This is a genomic window from Pandoraea terrigena, from assembly GCF_902459705.1.
In the GTDB taxonomy this organism is placed as follows: Bacteria; Pseudomonadota; Gammaproteobacteria; order Burkholderiales; family Burkholderiaceae; genus Pandoraea; species Pandoraea terrigena.
Map to the genome: position 1 here is coordinate 70,311 of NZ_CABPRU010000002.1, position 18,482 is coordinate 88,792.

Below are 18,482 nucleotides of genomic sequence, written 5' to 3' on the forward strand. Positions count from 1 at the left end.
GAACGAGTCATGAGAGCGATTTCCTTCGCCATCGCGGGCAACAGCCGCCTCGGCGCACGCCTGTTCGCCGCGCTCCACGACATGGGGCACGATGTCATCCCGCTGTGCCGTGCAAGCGGCCCGCTCACGGAGATCGCCGCGCAGTTGGGCGTTACCGTTCCCGCGCCGCACGATGCGCCCCCCAGCGTCGAGTGGCGCATCGACTGCGACGGCACCTTACCGGAAATCGATTGCACCGCCGCGCATGTTTTGACCTTCAAAGCCCACGCGCCGGCGCTCCCGCCGGAGAGCGCGTCGCTCTCATGGCAGTGGCAAGGCGGCCGGGGCCCTGTCGATCTCGCCAACGCGACCTGCGAGTTCGGGCAGGCCCTGTGCGGGGCTGATATCGTCGCGCAGATCGATGTCGAAGCCGAAGCCATGCTCGTGGATATCGTCAGTCAGCTCGGACGCGAAGTGCTCACCCCGCAGTCGCTCGCCGCGCGTGATATGACCCGCGTCGATCCGGACGGCGTGGTCCTGGATCTGCATCGCCTCTCCGGCTGGCATGCCAGCAACGAGACGGCGCGGGCGGTCGAGCTGGAACCATCACTGCCCGAAATGATCTCCCGCCGGGCCGTGGTGGCACCTCGCGCCATTGCCCTGCGAGATGCGCAGGGCGACGTCGATTACCGCACCTTCGTGGCGGCATCGATGAAACTCGCTACCCAGCTTTCCGGCCGGCTGCCGCAGACCGCCTCCGACGATCAGGCGCTCCCAGTCATCGCCGTGCGCCTGCCCAAGTCGCGGTGGCTCTACACGGCGATTCTCGGCGTGATTGGCGCGGGCGCGGCCTATGCGCCGCTCGACCCGTCGTTCCCGCCCGAGCGCGTGCGCCAGATAATCGAACAAAGCCGCGCCACCTGCCTGATCACCGACGACGCCTTCGACGCCGGCGTGCTTGACGGGCTGGACATCCAGGTGATCCGGCTGAACGCGCTCGATGCGGCGGACATGGACATCGGCTTGACGGCGTGGCCCGTTCAGCGCTTTCCCGAACGCGCGAGCCGCTGCGCCATCACAATCTTCACCTCGGGCTCCACGGGCGTGCCGAAGGGCGTGATGCTCACGCATCGCAACATCGTGCACTTCTGCCATTGGTATCGCGATTACATCGGCCTCGACGCAAGCTCGCGCGCGCTGCAATTCTGCACCGTGGCGTTCGACGTCTCGCTGCTCGACATTTTCCCGACCTTCCTTGCGGGCGCGATGCTGGTCATTCCGACCGAGGCGCAGCGGCACGCGCTGGACGACCTGAGCGCGCTGATCGACCGGGAAGCCGTGACGCACGCCTTTCTGCCCCCCGCCTTGCTTGGCGTGATGCCCGACGCGGCATGGCCCGCGCTGCGCCACCTCCTCACGGGGGGCGACGTATGCTTCCCCGAGACCATCGCTCGCTGGAGCCGGGGGCGGGCATTCCACAACATCTTCGGCCCGGCGGAATGCACGGTGCTCGTCACCATTGCGCGATTGCAGGCAGGCGACAGCAACCGGCTGATCGGAAAACCCATGGCGAATGTGCGTTGCTACGTACTCACGCCGTCGGGCGACCCCGCGCTGACGGGCGAGCCGGGCGAGTTGTGCGTGGCAGGCGCCGGCGTCGCCGATGGTTATCTGCACCGCCCCGACCTGACGGCGAGCAGCTTCGTGCCGAACCCGTTCGCCGATCCGAACGGCCAGTGGCCGGCGTCGTCCAGCGAGACGCTGTATCGCACAGGCGATATCGTGCAATGGGCAGACGACGGCACACTGCATTTCGTCGGGCGACGCGACGCGCAAGTCAAGATCCGTGGTTTTCGCGTCGAGCTCGGCGAGATCGAATCGGCCGCACTCGCCACCGGCCTGTTCGGGCAGTGCGCGTGCGTGGTTGACGAGCACAAGCGCATTCGCGGCTTCGTCGCCCGGACGCTGACGGCCGGAGCGAGCGCGCAAACGCTGCGCGAGCGTCTCGCGGCACGGCTGCCCGACTACATGGTGCCGTACGAGATCGTCGAGCTCGACGCGCTGCCCGCCACCCACAACGGCAAGATCGACCGCCGGGCACTTGCCGCCATGCCCGCGCGGCAAAACGCGTCCGGCGACGCTGCGAAACCGGAACCCCTCACGCAAACGGAGACGGACCTTCGCGCGCTGTGGGCCCGGCTTCTCGATCTCGAGCCGTTCGAGATCGGACGCGACGATTCGTTCTTCAACCTGGGCGGTCACTCGCTGCTGGTTTCGCGGCTGATGCTGGCGGTCAAGAAGGAGTTCGGCGGCAATGCGCCGCTCGCACGCTTCATGGAACGTCCGACCATCGCCGCATTGGCATCGTTGCTCGCCAACGATGCCGTGAACAAGGGCGAACGGATTCCGCAACGGGTGTTCGACGACATGGTGCTGCCCGACGAGATTCGGCCCGTGGACGGGTTGCGCCCCGCAGCCGATGGCGCGCGCGCCATTCTGCTCACCGGCGCGAACGGCTTTCTCGGCACGTTCATTGCCGCTGAACTGATCGCGCAAACCCAGGCAACGGTGCATTGCATGGTGCGCGCGGCCAGCCAGAAAGAAGGCGAAGCGCGTCTCGCGCAGGCCTTGCAGGCGAACGGCCTCGGTCACCTGGCCGGTCACCCGCGGCTGAAGGTCGTGCTCGGCGATCTGGCCCGCCCCCGCCTCGGACTGTCGCCCGAGACATGGCGTGCTTTCGCGCGCGAGATCGACGCGATCTACCACAATGGCGCACACGTCAATCACGTCTACGACTATCCGTACCTGTACGACGCCAACGTCGGCGCGACGCTGGAATTGCTGCGCCTGGCATGCGAGTTGCGCAACAAGTCCATGCATTTCGTCTCGACGCTGTCGGCCGCGAGCGCCATGGACGCCGCCGGACACGTGCTGGAGCAAGGCCCGGCACGTAACGCCCCCGCCTTCGTGAACAACGGCTACAACGTAACGAAGTGGGTCGCGGAGCATCTGGTGTGGGAAGCCGCCGAGCGGGGTATCGACGCGACCCTCCTGCGCCCCGGCAATATCACCGGCGTGTCACGCACCGGTCTGTGCCAGCCCACGCGCAACCGCATTCTGTTGCTCGTCAAGGGATCGGTGCAACTCGGCGCCGCTCCGGCGGGCGACACCGATTTCGACTTCACCCCCGTCGATTTCCTTGCCCGCGCCATCGTGCGCTGCGCGACCGACCCGCAGCGTGAGCTGCGCGTGTTCCATCTCCAGAACCCGCAGCCGCTGACCTGGGAAGACTACCTCGGCGCGCTCGCTCGTCACGGCTATTCCCTCGCGCTCGAAGCCGCCGAGCAGTGGCGCAATCGTCTGACCTCCATCGACGAGCGCAACGCGTTGTTCGATGTCGTGGCTTTCTATCTCGACGACAGCCAGGAAGACATCGGCGACATGGCGCGCATCGCGCACCAGCGCACGGCGCAAACGCTCGCGCGTCTGGGATTGCCCTATCCGCGCAAGGACACCGCGCTGCTCGGGCAACACTTCGGCTATCTGATCGAGAGCGGATTCCTGCCGCCGCCGGGCGTCGGCGCGTCTCGCCAGACGACACCCGACACGGCATCCGATGCGGCATCCGAAGCGGAGGCAGCGTCCGTCGCCTGATCGGCCGGCGTCGCGCGAAACCCGGGCTTCGGCACACGCTTTCGCGCGACATTTCGGGCACGTTCGTTTTCACGTGCTTTGCACGCGCTTTCACACAATTTTTCGCGCAGTCCCCTGTCTTTTACCGAGGAGTTCATCATGCTGCAAAAAGTCCGCACCGACCTGCAACCCGACACGCTGATCCACAACCTGGACACCACGGTTCACGCCGGGGTCGCCGACCTGAACGCGTCCGCACGCGACGTGTGGAACGTCGTTGGCCGTTTCGACGGGTACAACCGCTTCGTGACCGGCCTGGAATACATCCAGATGACAGGCACCGCGACCGGGCCGCGCTCGCTTCGCCACAAGCACTTCACCGGCGGCGATCTGGTCGTCGAGCAGCTCAATACGCGCGACGACGAGGCGATGACCATGAGCTGGACGCTGATCTACACCACCTTCGACATCGGCAATATGTGGGCGTCGATGGAGGTCGTGCCGCGCGGCGACAAGGCCTGCACGGCGACTTATCGCATCGTGGGTGAGGCGCGCTCGGGCAACCCCAAGGACCAGCCGGCCTTCGATGCCTTCGCTGTCGGCTTCCTGAAGATGGCGATGGACAATCTGCGCAAGATGTTCAACGACTGACCGATGCCGCGACGCGCTGCCTCGCAGATTCACTGAAGCACTGAAGCACCGACGCGTCGGCGCATCGAGCATCCGCGCTCTCCCGCCCGCCGTGCCGCTGACAGGCACGGCAGCACACCTTCGCGGTGTTCGCCGCGAGGGCGCCCTCTTCGCTTTGTCTCGGACCGCACCATGGACAGACATCCCACATCCGCCGGGCGCTGGCAACTCGCGGCGCGCGCGCAACGCATGCAGCCCTCCGCGCTGCGTGAACTGCTGAAGGTCGCCGAGCGGCCGGACATCATTTCATTCGCGGGCGGGCTGCCGTCGCCCTGCGCGCTCCCTGTCGAGCGATTGCAGGCGGCGGTGCAGCGCATACTGCAACGCGACGCTGTCGCCGCGCTGCAGTATGGCCCGTCGGAGGGCTACCTGCCCCTGCGCGAGACGATCGCCGAGCGCCTCTCGAAGCGGGGCGCCGCGGTAAGTCCGTCGCAGGTTCTCGTGACGACGGGTTCGCAACAGGGCCTCGATCTGGTCGCGCGCATCCTCGTCGACCCCGGTTCGTCCGTACTGATCGAAACCCCCACGTACCTGGGCGCCGTTCAGGCGCTTGCGCAATACGAACCCGTCTTCGAGGAAGTTCCCGCCGACGCGGCGGGGCTGTTGCCCGAGCGTCTGACCGAAGCGTCGATGCGCCGCGCTCGCCTGCTCTACACGCAGCCCAACTTCCAGAATCCGACGGGACGCACACTCGCGCCGGAGCGGCGAATCGCGCTGGTTTCCCGGGCGACGCGCCACGGACTGCTGCTCGTCGAGGACGACCCTTACGGCGAGTTGGTCTACAGCGGGGTCACCCCCGCTTCGCTGCTCTCGATGGCGCCCGGGAGCGTGGTGCACCTCGGCTCGTTCTCGAAGGTTGTCGCACCCGGCTTGCGCGTGGGGTACCTCGTCGCCCCGGAAGCGCTCATGGGAAAGCTGTTGCAGGCCAAGCAGGCGAGCGATCTCCATACGACCGGCATCACGCAGCGACTGGTACACGCATTGTTGAACGATGGCGAGTACGACGCGCATCTCGACGCCATTCGGCGGCGTTACCGGGCTCAATGCGCACTCATGCTCAGTTGTCTTGCCGAACACATGCCCGACGGGGTGACGTGGTCCCGTCCCACCGGCGGCATGTTTCTCTGGGTGACGCTGCCGGCCGAGATCGACAGCACCCTGCTGTTCGAAGACGCGCTGGCACGCGGAGTCGCCTTCATTCCGGGCGCGTCGTTCCACGCGGTCGCGCCGAAGGCGAACACCCTGCGCCTGACGTTCACCACGGCGACACCGTCGCAAATCGAATCCGGCATCGCGCGACTGGCGCAGGCCATCAGGGCCCGGCTACGGCCAACGGAACCGCACCGGCCTGTCGCACCGCCGGCACGCGAGCGCATCGACAGGTCGGCCGTGCTTCAGGCGCAAGCCTGAAACGCGGTGCCCGAAGGCTCGAACAGCCCCAGATTCTGCGCCGTCTGCACGAAGCGCGGCACGCAGGGATTACAGCTTGCCGCGCTCCATACCAATGCCACGTCGATGCTCGGCGCATGCAACAGCGGCACGAACTGCACGTTCTCCGCACGCGTACTTCGCATCGAACTGTGCACGAGCGCGACACCCAGACGTTGTCCGACGAGATTCACGATGGTTTGCTGGAAGTTTGTCTCCAATCGCACGCGAGGTGAAAAACCGGCCTGACGACAATGCTCGGTAATGGTGTTGTGAATGAAAGGCGACGCTTCGCGCGGCGAGATGATGAAGGCATCGTCGCGCAGCTCGCCCACCGAGATCGCTGAGCGCGCCGCCAGCCGGTGCCCGACCGGCAGCGCCGCCACCAGCGGTTCGCGGAAGATGGTCTCGGTACAGAGTTCGTCCGAAGCGTCGGACGAATACATGATACCCACGTCGACTTTGCCGCAGCGCAATGCGTCGGCCAGATCGGTGGGAATCGTTTCCTTGAGCCTGACTTCGATGCGTGGAAACGCGGCGGCGAACGCGCGCGTGAGGACCGGCAGCACGCTGCACGCGACAGCGAACATGAAGCCCGCGCAGAGCATGCCGGAATCTCCGACTTCGGCGGCGCGCGCGTGAGAACGCGCCTGGCCGAGCGTGGCGAGGACAGAGCGTGCATCACGGTGAAAACGCTGCCCTGCCGCGGTAAGCGCCACGCTGCGCTGCGTGCGTTGAAACAGTACGACACCCAGCTCGTCTTCGAGCATCGCGATCTGCCGCGACAACGGGGGTTGCGAGATATGCAGAAGGCTCGCCGCACGCCCGAAATGAAGTGTTTCAGCCAGTACTACGAAATAGCGAAGTTGCCTCAGTTCCATGGAGCCCGCTCCTTTGAAGAACATCGGATTCTATTCATAGCAAACCAGTATCAGTCATCGCATCATATGGTATTGGAGACCGCCGACGAATCGAACTATGCTTGCTCTTGCTTTATGGAGCACCCCCCAAAGGCATTCGCAATGATGCGATCCCGCGCCGCCAAACGCAGCGCACGCCAATTCCAATAAAGTCAATGAGAGACGCTATGCACGCCCACGATCCGCTGGACCGTTCAAACGCAAACTTTCAGTCTTCCTCCCAGCCGTCGCTGGACCGGCTCTGCGGCAACGACCCCGCCATGCTCGCCATGCTCGCCCGAGCCCGCCTGCTCATCGATCGCCAGCTTCCCATCCTCATTCTCGGAGAAACCGGTACCGGCAAGGAATATCTCTCTCGCGCACTCCACGACTACAGCGCCCGCCGGCAAGCGTGCATGGTGTCTGTCAATTGCGGCTCCATTCCCGAGAGCCTCATCGAAAGCGAACTGTTCGGCTATCAGCGCGGCGCGTTCTCCGGCGCCCTCAATACCGGCATGAAGGGCAAGGTCGTACAGGCCGACGGCGGCACCCTGTTTCTCGACGAGATCGGCGACATGCCCTTCGCGCAGCAGACCCGACTGCTGCGCGTGCTCTCCGAGCGGGAAGTCACGCCGATCGGCGCCACCGCCCCCGTGCGCGTCGATCTGCAACTCATTTGTGCAACGCATCAGAATCTCGAATCGCGCGTACAGGCCGGCGCCTTTCGAGAGGATCTGTACTACCGGGTCGCCGTGGGCATTGTGCACCTGCCGCCGCTACGTCTGCGCCAGGACCGCGCCTGGCTGCTCGATGCGATGATCGCCACCGAGTCCCGAGGCAACGCCGGCTTCGATTCCCTCGACGATGAGGCCCGCGAGTTGCTGCTGTCCTATGCCTGGCCCGGCAACCTTCGCCAGATGCGCGCCGCCGTCCAGTACGCATGCGCAGTCAAGCTCGGCGACACGATCCGCGTGTCCGATCTGCCCGCGAATCTCGTCCAAAGCGCCATGTCCGGTACCGATTCGCACCGCGCGAACGGCGCGCCCCCGGCACCGCATGTCATGGCGCCGGCGGCCGGTGCCGCCGCCGTCTTCCCGAATGCGCCGGCCGGTCATATCCAGATCACCCCGCTCGCGTCACTGTCGGCCATTGCCAACGGCGAGCGGGAGATCATCATTCGGGTCCTGTCGTCGCGGCGCTGGAACATCTCAGCCGCGTCGCGCGAACTCGGTATCTGCCGCACTTCGCTCTATCGCAAACTGCGCGAGCTGCACATTCCGCATGTGCGCGACATGGGCCGCGATGTGCTGCTCGGCCCGGAGCGTTGATCCGGGCGACGCAGAACACAACCGGCATGATGCAGGCGGCATGTCGCAAGCCGCACGACGCAAACGGCAAAGACTGACGAGCGACGCGTCTCGCCGCCCGTCCTTGTGCGGTAGGCGTTGCTGGTTTATGCCGGATCCGCCAGCAACGCCATCATGGCCGTCTCCTTGTAGCGAGACCCGGTCGTCGCCCCGGCACCGAAGCGCGCGTCGAGCGCCCGTGCGACATCCGCATCAATCCGCAGGCTGGCTGCGGCCAAGTTCTCTTCCAGCCGGCTCACGCGTCGCGTGCCGGGAATCGGCACGATGTCGTCGCCGCGCGAGAGCAGCCAGGCCAGCGCGAGTTGCGCGGGCGTCGCGCCGATCCGGTCCGCCTGACTTGCCAGGGCTTTCGCCAGTTGCATGTTGGCATCGAAGTTCTCGCCCTGCAGTCTCGGGTCCGACGTACGGCGCGAGTCTCCCTGCGGAAAGTCTTCGGCGCGTCGTGCGGTACCCGTGAGAAAGCCGCGCCCGAGCGGAGCGAACGGCACGAGCCCGATACCCAGTTCGCGCAGGCATGGCAGGATCGATGCTTCGATGTCACGATGCCAGAGCGAGTATTCGCTCTGCAACGCACTCACCGGATGCACGGCGTGCGCCCGCCGGATGGTTCGCTCGCCCGCCTCGGAAAGCCCGAAGTAAAGCACCTTGCCTGCCTTGACGAGGTCACCGACCGTCCCCGCGACCTCTTCGATCGGCACGTTCGGATCGACCCGATGCTGATACAGCAAATCAATGTGATCCGTTCCAAGCCGGGCAAGACTGGCATCGACCACCTCACGGATATGTGACGGTCGGCTATCGGCCCCGGTGACCACGCCGTTCTCGAACCGGAATCCGAATTTCGTCGCGATGACAACCTTGTCGCGCCGCCCCTTGAGCACGCGCCCGAGCAGCCGTTCGTTCTCGTATGGCCCGTAGACTTCGGCGGTGTCGAAAAACTGGCATCCGAGCTCCATCGCCCGTTCCATTACACGAACCGATTCCGCTTCATCGGAAGCGCCATAGGCGTAGCTCATGCCCATGCAGCCCAGCCCAATGGCCGGGACCTCCAATCCTTGTTGCCCAAGCCGACGTGTCGACAGCATCGTGGCGCTCCTTTGAGAGGGTTGTGATTCCGGAATCGGTCGAGGCGATACCGGCGTGTGGTTCCTGTCATGCAATTTTCGAACCATTGTCCGCGCTCGCCTCGCGTGCCCCGGCGACCGGACGCGCATCGTCGTACGCGCCGTGGCCGGACCCGCATGACGTCAGGCATTGCGCGCGACGATCCCGCGCGCTGTCGGCACGCGGCGCGCATGCGCGCCGGCACCGGCGTTCGGGTGGAACATCTGTCGAGAGTTGCAACACCTGTCGCAGGCTGCGACAGGTGCTCGCGGCCTCGCGGCGTCGGCGCGAAAGGTCGTGCCCCTCTCACACCCATTGCGCATGAATATGGCATCCAAATTGCTTGGAGTCCGTTATTTCGATTGACATGGACCCGATGCACGCGGTGGAGAATGGCGCCGTGGATGGTGTGGTGGATGGCGCGGTGCACATCGGAATGTCAGGCGGGACAACCAACGGGATCCACGACACACGATGACGAACGACAAGACGGATGCCCCGGCGGGCATGGGGCTTGCGCTGTATGGCGCTTCGCGCGACGTTCTCGCCCGTTTCAAGGGATGGGACGCGCACTTGAGTCCCGACGAGCGCCGTCGCGCCGACGCGTTTTCCCGGTCGTCCGACCGCGAGGACTATGTTGCGGCGCACATTCTTGCGCGTGTCGCGGCGGCGCGCGTCACGTGTGGCACCCACGGCCCCGGGCCGGCAGCCCGCACTTATGTCCTCGTGCAACGCTGCGAGCGATGTGGCGGCGCCCACGGACGTCCTCGCCTGCCGGCCCACCCCGGGTTGCATGTCAGCCTCAGCCGTACCCGCGGCGCGGTCGCGGCCGCGTGTGCCATCGCCCCCGTGGGCATCGACGTCGAGCACTGGGATGAAGCCTGGCTCGCCGACGCCGACCTGCCGGGGGTGAACGAGCGCGAGCGTATCCGGCTCAATGCGTTCGCCGGGGTAGCGTACACCCACCACGCCCCGTCGCCGCGCGCGCTGGCATGGCTGCGCCTGTGGACACGCAAGGAGAGTCTTATCAAAGTCGGCGACGCCACGCTCGATGCGATGACCGCGATCGACCTGTCCGCACTGCCGATGAGCGAGGCCCCGCTGCGCACGTGGCAAAGGCGCGTCGCGCACGGGGGATGGGCCATGACCGACTGGCTCGACGCCGCACTGCGAATCACGGGCACGGTGTCGAGTCTCGGGAATGTCAGCGTCGAGCGAGTCGATGCCTGACGACGAATGTGCGCGGCGGCGCACACGGTCGAACGATCTTGCAGACGGCGTGCATGCATGCCGTCTGCACCCTGTGTAGGCGAAACGCCGTTTTTCCGGCGCTGTCAGGCGGTGATAAGCGCCGGTTGCGCCGCTTGCGCGGGCGCGTTGTCCTCGACCGAACTGAGCATCAGGCGCTCGAACGCGCCCAGCGATGCCTCGGTGCCCTTCTCCACGGCAATCGCGATCTGCTTGAACGGCACGGTCGGCACGTCGCCAGCGGCGAACACACCCGGCTCCGACGTGGCGCTCTTGGCATCGACTTCGATCTCACCATGGCGCGAGAGCGACACCGCGCCCCCGATCCACTCGGTGTTGGGCACCAGACCGATCTGTAGGAACACGCCTTCGAGCGCTATCGTGGCTCGCTCGCCCGTGGGACGGTCGAGGTACACGCGGCCGTCCACCTTCGGACCGCATAGTTCGCTAGGCGACCTGACTCCGGGCGAGTTCCGAATCGCCCACCTTGAAGCCGGAATTTTCTAATTCAAGGTGCTCGGGTATCCGGGGGACGTCGCCGCCGTCATACGAATATCGAGGCACCGGAAATGTGGAGAAGAGCCGGCCGAAAAGGCGGTTCCTACGCTTGATTGGCCTTGGCGCAAAGGTCATTTTTACGTCAATAAAAGACGCGTGACGTTAACTTCTGGCTCCCCTTAAAATAAGTCATCTCGGATTTCCGGTTAACTATCCCTCATGCATCGAATAGGATTCTTCGTTTGCCATGGTCACGACGCGCTTGATCTTGCAGGACCACTTTCGGCTTTTCGTCAGGTAGCGACTGCCGCCGGCCACACACCCTATGAACTTCGCGTTATCTCGCGCGCGGGCGGGCCCGTAACGGGCAACGCAGGTCTCTCCATTGAAACAAAGCCGATCGGGAGACGCGCATTTGATACGGTCATTTTTGTGGGTGGTGATATAGACCCAATGAGCGAGCCGGAGAACATTGCCGCGGCCAGAAAATTGAATTCCAGGGCGTCGCGGGTAGCAAGCGTGTGTACCGGCGCATTTTTGCTTGCGGAAGCTGGCCTTTTGGACGATCTGAAAGCCACAACGCACTGGCGATACTCCGCGCAATTGCAGTCTCGCTTCCCTCGCGTCAGGGTCGAGAGCGATAAGATTTTTATCGCCGACGGCCGCATTTGGACGTCGGCAGGTATCGCGTCCGGAATTGACCTCGCGCTGGCCTTAATCGAAAAAGATATGGGCTCGGAAACCGCACGAACGATCTCCAGGCTGATGGTCGTTCCATACCGCCGACCTGGCGGTCAGTCCCAATTCTCCGCCATGTCGCAGATGGAGCCGGAATCGGATCGTATTCGCATCGCACTGAACTTTGCCAGAGAGCATTTGGCCGAAGCGCTGCCCGTCGAGCGACTCGCGGATGCGGCACGTTTAAGTCCGCGACAATTCGGGCGGGCGTTCCGCCGGGAAACGGGGGAAACGCCTGCTAAGGCGGTCGAGCGTCTGCGCGTTGAAGCTGCGCGACTGCGCTTGCAGGACGGTAGCGAACCGATCGAACAGATTGCTCTGGCGGTGGGATTCACTGATCCGGACCGAATGCGCAGAGCCTTCGTCAAATTGTACGGGCACCCGCCGCAATCGATTCGACGCGAGAACAGACGCCTCGCTAACCGCTGACCGGACTTCTTGGCGCCGCAATCCGCGAGATACGCTACAGCGATGCACCCGAAAGGGTGCTCAGCCTGAAAAACGATGGAGTTATCCCAACGCTACTCAGGGCGCCGATTCATTCCAGATGTCGCGATGCAACTTCCAGGCGCCGCCCTGCTTCAGGAAAATGAGAATCTGCTTACCGCGGTATTTGAGGTTTCCACTTTGGTCATGGATCTCCGCATCCGAAACTTCCGTCACGACCTGATCGTTACCGTAGAACTCGTAATTGCTGAACAACACAGTGTCAGGCGCTGATCCGGCTGACGCCTTGGTGAAATACGCGGTGATCGCGTTCGCACCTCGAATTCTGTCTCCGCCCGGCGGCAGGAGTGCGCCATCTTTCGTATACAACCGGCCCACTGCCTCGTAGTCCCCGCGCGCGTAAGCTTCCGCCCATCGCGCGTTCTCGGCTTTGATCGCCGATTCGATTTTCGATTGGTGGCAACCGGCGGTTGCCGGCGTGGCGAGCGTAGACAGTGAGAGGCAAGCAGCGAGTACGGCCACGCAATAACGAATCTGTCGCATCTTTTGACTTCCGATAATGGATTGAATTGGAGAGCGCTGCACAAACTTCGTCAGCGAAAGTTGCAAAAGACGGGCAATGTCGGTGACAGCTTCTATCGAAACCAGCGAGAGCACGCACTTCCATTGCCCGCAAGTGTTTCATCGAATGCCAGGGATCCGAGCCAGCCCCTTGGATGCACCGGGCAGTTCCTTGTCGACCATCGCGACGACTTCCGGCCTCGCATCGCGGGGATGGCCGGAATGGAACGGCGGCGCGGGATCGTATTCGATCACGAGTTGTGTAAATTCGGCGGCCTGTTGCCCCCGCATCTTCGCCGCAACACGAAGTGCAAAGTCGATGCCTGCCGTCACACCTCCGCCGCTCATGAAGCGACCGTTGTCGTCTTCTACGAAACGATCCGGAACACCGATCGCGCCATATTCGGCAAGCTTGTTGACGAAGGCCCAATGGCAGGCGCTTCGCCTGCCTTTGAGGATACCGGTTGCGGCAAGCACGAGCGATCCGTTGCAAACTGAGGTCACGTGTTTGGCGCCGTCGGAGAGCCGCCGAATCTGCGTCAGATACTCTGGACGCATCGGTGCCGAAAGATTAGACCCGCCGGGCACCAAAATCAGATCAGTTTTCTCGATGTCGGCCAGTCGTTCGGTGTTGCCATAAACCACCCCGAACTCGAGCGTCACGTTGCCGCCCTTAAGGCTCGCATAGCGAACGTTCGTATTCGGCAGACGGTGAAAAATCTCGCTAGGGCCGGCGAAATCGAGAAGCGTTCCCCCGTCATAGTTCACGATCAGAATGTTCAGAGGCTCGTTCGGGGCAAGCTCCCCCTTGCTACCCGTCTGCGCAAAAGCGGGAGTCATGCCGCCGAGCAGGGCACCGCCACTCACCGCGGCGCCGAGCGCGGCGATGCCGCCAAACTTAAGAGCGTCACGACGAGAATGGCCGGATTTGTCAAGTTGCTCACTTGATGCTTTATTTTTGCTTTGGTCTGTCAAGATCATTGCTCCTTACACTTTAGCCCCTGACCAAGCGCACCCGGGTCGGGCCAATTTAAAGAACCACCGCGACGAATTGCCCGGCGGACGGTATCAGGATTGGGATGTGCCGCGAAGACGCGTAGAAGTCGAAATCGGCCACCGAAGACTTAGAGCTGCGAGGCTCCGCCATCGACGACTAGCTCGGCGCCGACGACATAGGAGGATTCGTCGCTGGCAAGATAAAGTGCCGCGTACGCGATGTCATCGGCCTTGCCCATGTGGCCCACGGGAATGCCTTTCGCGAGTTCCACCTTGAGGTTGCGAACATCCTCGTCGGCCATGCCCCACTTGCCAATCAGGGGTGTCTCCATCGCGCCGGGAGCGATCGCGTTAAAGCGGATCTTGCGGTCGAGAAACTCGTAGGACCAGCTACGGGCAAGGGATCGCACTGCGGCCTTTGCCGCCGCGGTCAGCGAAATTCCGTGCTTGCCGGTCTGGTCAACGAAGGACGTATTGAGGATGACCGAGGCACCATCTCGCAACACCGGAAGCACCGCCTGAAGCGTGAGCACAACGCCTTTGACATTGACGTCCATGATCTCGGCATACAGTGCTTCGTCGATGTCGTCGACGGCGGACGGGAACGCCCACCCGGCGTTGGCAAACACGATGTCCAGGCCGCCAAATTTCTCTTTCACCTGAGCGGCAATCGCCCGCATGTCGTTGAGCGAACGGACATCGCCCTTGAGGACGAGCGCGTTCTCGCCGAGCTCAGCCCTCACCCGTTCAAACGCGGTTTCGTCGCGCCCCGTTACCGCCACTTTGGCGCCTTCTGCAATGAAAAGCTTGGCAGTGGCAAGACCGATGCCGCTTGTGCCACCCGTGATCAACGCCGATTTGTTCTTGAGCCTCATTTCTGTGTTCCTTTCTCTGCTTCGTTATCGATCAAGCCAAAGATTCAAGCGCTACTGCGCTTGCCCCAACTTGATTCGCAATCAGATTATGGAATCGATACAGAATGACGCAAAGGACCTATATCCCTTAAAAAACGACACACCAGCCAGATGGTTCTTAGGCAGTGGTCGACGTTTCCAATCTCCCACCGAACTGCTGCACGCTTTCCGCAACGCCGCTGCTGCGTGAACTAGTGATCCGATCCGCCAGCCTTCCGATGCTCGATCCCTAGGGCGAGATGAAATCGCGCCTGGTCACGCAGCTCCTAAACGAAATCGCACTGGCGCCGACCGAAAACCTTCATTTGCCAATGCCGGCCGACGCCCGCTTCCCAAGATCGTCGATACGATCATGGACCACACCGCCGGACGCGAGCCATGATGTTCCTCAAAGCGCCAAGCACTCGCCAGCGCGTTACGTGGCGGAACGACGCGTACGACGCGCTCGCGCCAAATTACTCGCTCCTGCGCCCCAGCAGAACGAAGTAAGCGCACGGCTCAGCCGCAACCCGCTAGAGAGCAGCGAAGAACTTTCCGATCTTGGTCGGAGACAATGTGCGACCACGTGGCTCGAAGGTGGCGATTGCGCTCGTGCGGATTCTAGGTGGCCAACACGTGTTGAATCAGTGCCATATCGGCATCCGATCAGCGGAGCAACCGTTCAAGCGTTCGGAAGTTGATCACCGCTGGTGCCTGACGCTGCGAGGCATTTCGGCCGCGTAGGGAAATTATGGGTTTTGTGGTGTCTCTGCACAAAGACAAACCACGCAACCTGATTGTGCGCAGATGCACAATCAGAGGCGTCGAAGGGTCATTTGAACGGAGCGAGGCTGAGCCTGAGCAATGCTCACTCAGACTCAAGATCTTTGAGTCTTTTGTAGAGGTAAGAGCGAGACATTCCGAGGGCTTCGGCAACGCGCTTTTTATTTCCATTGTGATGTGCAAGCGCCTCGCGGATCAGATCAAGTTCCACCTTCTCCTTGGCCAATCGGATGCCGGTCTTGCTCAACGATACACTCCCAGCAAGACCGGGGAAGACGGAGGACTCAGTGTCGGCCTCAGCCGACGACTGCTCGAAGTTCTCGATGGCCAGGAAATCATCGTCAGAAAAAATGGCGGCACGCTCGATGGCGTGCTGTAACTGCCGGACGTTGCCCGGCCATGAACGTTCCTGAAGATAACGCACCACTTCTGGTCTCAATGACTTCGGGGACATCCGATGGCGAGCAGCAAAATCGTTGAGAAACCGCTCGGCCAGCAGAGGGATGTCGTCGAGTCGCTCCCGCAGTGGTGGCAGCCGCAGCGTCACCGCGCTAATCCGATAGAACAGATCGAGCCGAAATCGACTCTCTTTAATCATCGCGTCGAAATTGCGATTGCTGGCGGAAATCAACCTGAAATCTGAGTGCTTCGGGCGGTCCCCGCCAAGACGCTCGAACGTCCCGTCTTGAAGAACACGCAAGAGTTTGACTTGCATCTCGAGTGGCATATCGCCGATCTCGTCGAGGAACAAGCTGCCGGTATGCGCCAGCTCGAACTTGCCTTTGCGTCCCTTCTTGTCCGCCCCGGTGAATGCGCCGCCCTCGTAACCGAAGAGTTCGCTCTCGACCAGATTGCCCGGCATGGCCGCCGCGTTGACGAGCACGAGTGGCTTATCGCTGCGCCCGCCGAGTAGATGGATGGCATGCGCGACCAACTCCTTGCCCGTGCCACTCTCGCCGACGAGCAGCACCGGCACGTCCAGCGGCGCAACGCGCACGATATCGTCCTTCAGGCGTCGCACCGACTCGCTGTTCCCGACAATCTGCTCGAGCCCATGCGAACGGTTGCGCATGCCGGACAGCTCCCGCTTGTAGAACGCGAGCTCCTGACGCACACGCGCCAGTTCCACGCTCAGCTTCTCGATCGCCTCCGGGCCCTTGAACATCACCTGGCCGATCGCGCCGACACAGTTTCGCGCGCGATCAAAGATCGGCGTGCGCGTAACCACGCGCGTGACACCGTTCATTTCCTGCACCTGGCCGATCTCTCGCTTACCGGACGTCGCCACCTCCGGTAGACGGGTGTTCTCGATGACCTCGGTCACCGAACGTCCCGTTCCCTCGCCGTGACGCAACCCGAAGAAGCGCTCATGAATCGGGCTGATGTAGCGCAGCACGCCTTCTTTGTCGACGACCGTGATCGCCTCATAGGGATTGGTCACGAAGTGGCGCAGGATCTCATCGGAAAAATCGACGCTGGCAATGAACTCGGAGAGCTCGTCGCCGTGTGCACCGACAAAGACGAGGAAGCATCCCCCCTGCGATGTGGTGAACGTCGCCACGATGAGCGGCTGCTCAGCTTCGGCCAACGTGAACAGACGCTTGAGCGGCACGACATGCCGGCGGCGCCACACCGTCGTGATGTTGTCGATCACCGAAGTGTCGCTTCCCAAGCCCGCCGCGAAGCGCACCTGTCCTGCCACGTCGAGCACCAAAACGCCGTTGGCCGGCTGTCCCATATCTCCTCCAACGAGTGGATTTTTGTGTCTTCGAAGTGTAGTTGAAATACACAAAGGGGTATTCAGTGTCCTCAAGAGCGGACACATCTGCAAACGCCGGGCCAACACGCATGCGCATCATTTTCGACCGACGACGTGGCATAACCGGTTTATTCCTGTGACCTTTGGATTGAGTGCAACGCAACATTTTCCATGCTGGCACGGTTGTCGCTTAGGGAAGGGTATACGACCGAGACACCACAATGAATCCACTCGACACACTTCCCCTCGCGACCACGACCACCGGGCTCGGACTGCTCAAGGGCGTCCGGGTGCTAGATCTCACGACTTCCATCGCAGGCCCCTACGGCACGCAGTTGCTCGGCGACCTCGGCGCCGAAGTGACGAAGATCGAGCGGGTCGGCACCGGTGACGACACCCGGGCGTGGGGCCCTCCGTTCCTCGATGGCGAATCGCTCTGGTACCTAAGCATCAACCGCAACAAGGAAAGCCTGACGCTTGACATCAAGCAGCCCGAGGGCCGGGAGATCCTCGACAACCTGCTCGCGTCGACCGATGTGCTCGTCGTAAACACGGTTCAGAGTGTTCAACGCCGACTCGGGCTGGACTTCGTGTCGCTGACGACCCGGTATCCGTCGTTGATCCACGTGGCGCTCACGGGCTTCGGCTCACACGGCCCGCGCGCCAACCTGCCCTGCTATGACCTCATTGCGGAAGGCTATTCGGGCGTGATGGACCTGACGGGCGAAATGGAGTACGGCCCGCAGAAAGTCGGCACGCCAGCAGCCGACCTGCTTGCTGGTCAGGACGTCGCCCTCGCCACCGTCGCCGCGCTGTATGAGAGACAGCGCACTGGGCTCGGCAAAAGCATCGATGTGTCGATGGTCGCGAGCATGGTCCGCTTCATGGCGCCGCGCATCGTCCCCTACCTTGGGTCGGGCGAGCACATCACCCGCTCAGGCGGGCGCGATTCCGTCATTGCGATCTACCAGGTCTTCGAGACCGCCGACGAACCGATCACGCTTGGGCTGGGCAACGACGCCATCTGGCAGCGATTCTGGACGGCCGTCGGCCAGCCGGAATATGGCGCCACCCAAGCGTTCGCCACGAACGCAAGTCGCCGGGCGCAGCGCGCCAGTATCGTGAAGGCGATTCAGGGGCTGCTGGTCACGCGCGAGCGCGAACACTGGTTGACAGTGTTCAACGAACACCGGATTCCGGCGGGTCCGATCTACCGGGTAGATCAGGTCGTGCGGGACCGGCATCTGCTCTCGGAAGGATTGTTCTATTCGGTTGAAGGATCCGCCAGCAAGGTGCCCCAGGTCGGTCTGGGCATTCGCTTCGACGGCAAGAGCGAGGTCCATCGCAGCGCGCCGCCGCTGCTGGGCGCGGACACGGAACGCGTGTTGCGCACACGTCTTGGCCTGTCGGAAGCACGCATCGCTGGCCTCAAGGAACGACAAGTCATTTGAACATCAAT

13 protein-coding genes and 1 pseudogene are annotated in these 18,482 nt (G+C 63.0%); 7 read left to right on the forward strand and 7 right to left on the reverse strand.

Going from position 1 to position 18,482, the window contains the following annotated elements; all coding sequences use genetic code 11:
* Positions 1–9: 9 nt before the first annotated feature.
* The 3 genes from PTE31013_RS04625 to PTE31013_RS04635 all read left to right on the forward strand — a co-directional run bounded on the left by PTE31013_RS04625 (position 10) and on the right by PTE31013_RS04635 (position 5,712).
* Positions 10–3,633 (forward strand): amino acid adenylation domain-containing protein, encoded by a 3,624-nt coding sequence (locus tag PTE31013_RS04625; RefSeq protein ID WP_150611672.1) that lies wholly within the window; start codon positions 10–12, stop codon positions 3,631–3,633.
* A gap of 138 nt (positions 3,634–3,771) precedes the next feature.
* On the forward strand, positions 3,772–4,263 hold the full coding sequence (locus PTE31013_RS04630; protein ID WP_150611673.1) for an SRPBCC family protein: 492 nt from the start codon (positions 3,772–3,774) through the stop codon (positions 4,261–4,263).
* Positions 4,264–4,434: 171 nt separating this feature from the next.
* Complete coding sequence (locus PTE31013_RS04635; protein ID WP_150611674.1) at positions 4,435–5,712, forward strand: aminotransferase-like domain-containing protein; 1,278 nt, start codon at positions 4,435–4,437, stop codon at positions 5,710–5,712.
* Here the strand turns inward: PTE31013_RS04635 and PTE31013_RS04640 are convergent.
* Positions 5,697–6,611 (reverse strand): LysR substrate-binding domain-containing protein, encoded by a 915-nt coding sequence (locus PTE31013_RS04640; RefSeq protein WP_150611675.1) that lies wholly within the window; start codon positions 6,609–6,611, stop codon positions 5,697–5,699. The two genes, PTE31013_RS04635 and PTE31013_RS04640, sit on opposite strands and share 16 nt — an antisense overlap.
* A gap of 206 nt (positions 6,612–6,817) precedes the next feature.
* Between PTE31013_RS04640 and PTE31013_RS04645 the strand changes: the two genes are divergently transcribed.
* Positions 6,818–7,957: a sigma-54-dependent Fis family transcriptional regulator gene (locus tag PTE31013_RS04645; protein WP_150611676.1), complete on the forward strand. Its 1,140-nt coding sequence runs from the start codon at positions 6,818–6,820 to the stop codon at positions 7,955–7,957.
* Between the two features lie 125 nt (positions 7,958–8,082).
* Here the strand turns inward: PTE31013_RS04645 and PTE31013_RS04650 are convergent, their stop codons facing one another.
* Positions 8,083–9,081: an aldo/keto reductase gene (locus PTE31013_RS04650; protein WP_150611677.1), complete on the reverse strand. Its 999-nt coding sequence runs from the start codon at positions 9,079–9,081 to the stop codon at positions 8,083–8,085.
* A 493-nt stretch (positions 9,082–9,574) separates the two neighbouring features.
* On the opposite strand from PTE31013_RS04650, the gene PTE31013_RS04655 reads away from it, so the two are divergent.
* Positions 9,575–10,330 (forward strand): 4'-phosphopantetheinyl transferase family protein, encoded by a 756-nt coding sequence (locus tag PTE31013_RS04655; RefSeq protein ID WP_150611678.1) that lies wholly within the window; start codon positions 9,575–9,577, stop codon positions 10,328–10,330.
* A 104-nt stretch (positions 10,331–10,434) separates the two neighbouring features.
* On the opposite strand, the pseudogene PTE31013_RS04660 reads toward PTE31013_RS04655, so the two are convergent.
* Positions 10,435–10,785 (reverse strand): annotated as a pseudogene (locus PTE31013_RS04660) (FAD-dependent oxidoreductase); the annotation flags it as partial.
* A gap of 280 nt (positions 10,786–11,065) precedes the next feature.
* Between PTE31013_RS04660 and PTE31013_RS04665 the strand changes: the two are divergent.
* Positions 11,066–12,013 (forward strand): GlxA family transcriptional regulator, encoded by a 948-nt coding sequence (locus PTE31013_RS04665; protein ID WP_150611680.1) that lies wholly within the window; start codon positions 11,066–11,068, stop codon positions 12,011–12,013.
* Between the two features lie 96 nt (positions 12,014–12,109).
* Here the strand turns inward: PTE31013_RS04665 and PTE31013_RS04670 are convergent, their stop codons facing one another.
* From PTE31013_RS04670 to PTE31013_RS04685, 4 genes are all read right to left on the reverse strand, one after another.
* Entirely contained in the window at positions 12,110–12,574 is a 465-nt protein-coding gene (locus PTE31013_RS04670; protein ID WP_150612175.1) for a YybH family protein, read from the reverse strand.
* 138 nt (positions 12,575–12,712) lie between these two features.
* Positions 12,713–13,567: a DJ-1/PfpI family protein gene (locus PTE31013_RS04675; RefSeq protein ID WP_150611681.1), complete on the reverse strand. Its 855-nt coding sequence runs from the start codon at positions 13,565–13,567 to the stop codon at positions 12,713–12,715.
* A 149-nt stretch (positions 13,568–13,716) separates the two neighbouring features.
* Positions 13,717–14,463 carry an SDR family oxidoreductase gene (locus tag PTE31013_RS04680; RefSeq protein WP_150611682.1) on the reverse strand — a complete coding sequence of 249 codons (747 nt, stop codon included), beginning with the start codon at positions 14,461–14,463 and terminating at the stop codon, positions 13,717–13,719.
* 886 nt (positions 14,464–15,349) lie between these two features.
* Positions 15,350–17,002 (reverse strand): sigma-54 interaction domain-containing protein, encoded by a 1,653-nt coding sequence (locus PTE31013_RS04685; RefSeq protein ID WP_150611683.1) that lies wholly within the window; start codon positions 17,000–17,002, stop codon positions 15,350–15,352.
* 242 nt (positions 17,003–17,244) lie between these two features.
* On the opposite strand from PTE31013_RS04685, the gene PTE31013_RS04690 reads away from it, so the two are divergent.
* Entirely contained in the window at positions 17,245–18,474 is a 1,230-nt protein-coding gene (locus tag PTE31013_RS04690; protein ID WP_150611684.1) for a CaiB/BaiF CoA transferase family protein, read from the forward strand.
* Positions 18,475–18,482: the final 8 nt, after the last annotated feature.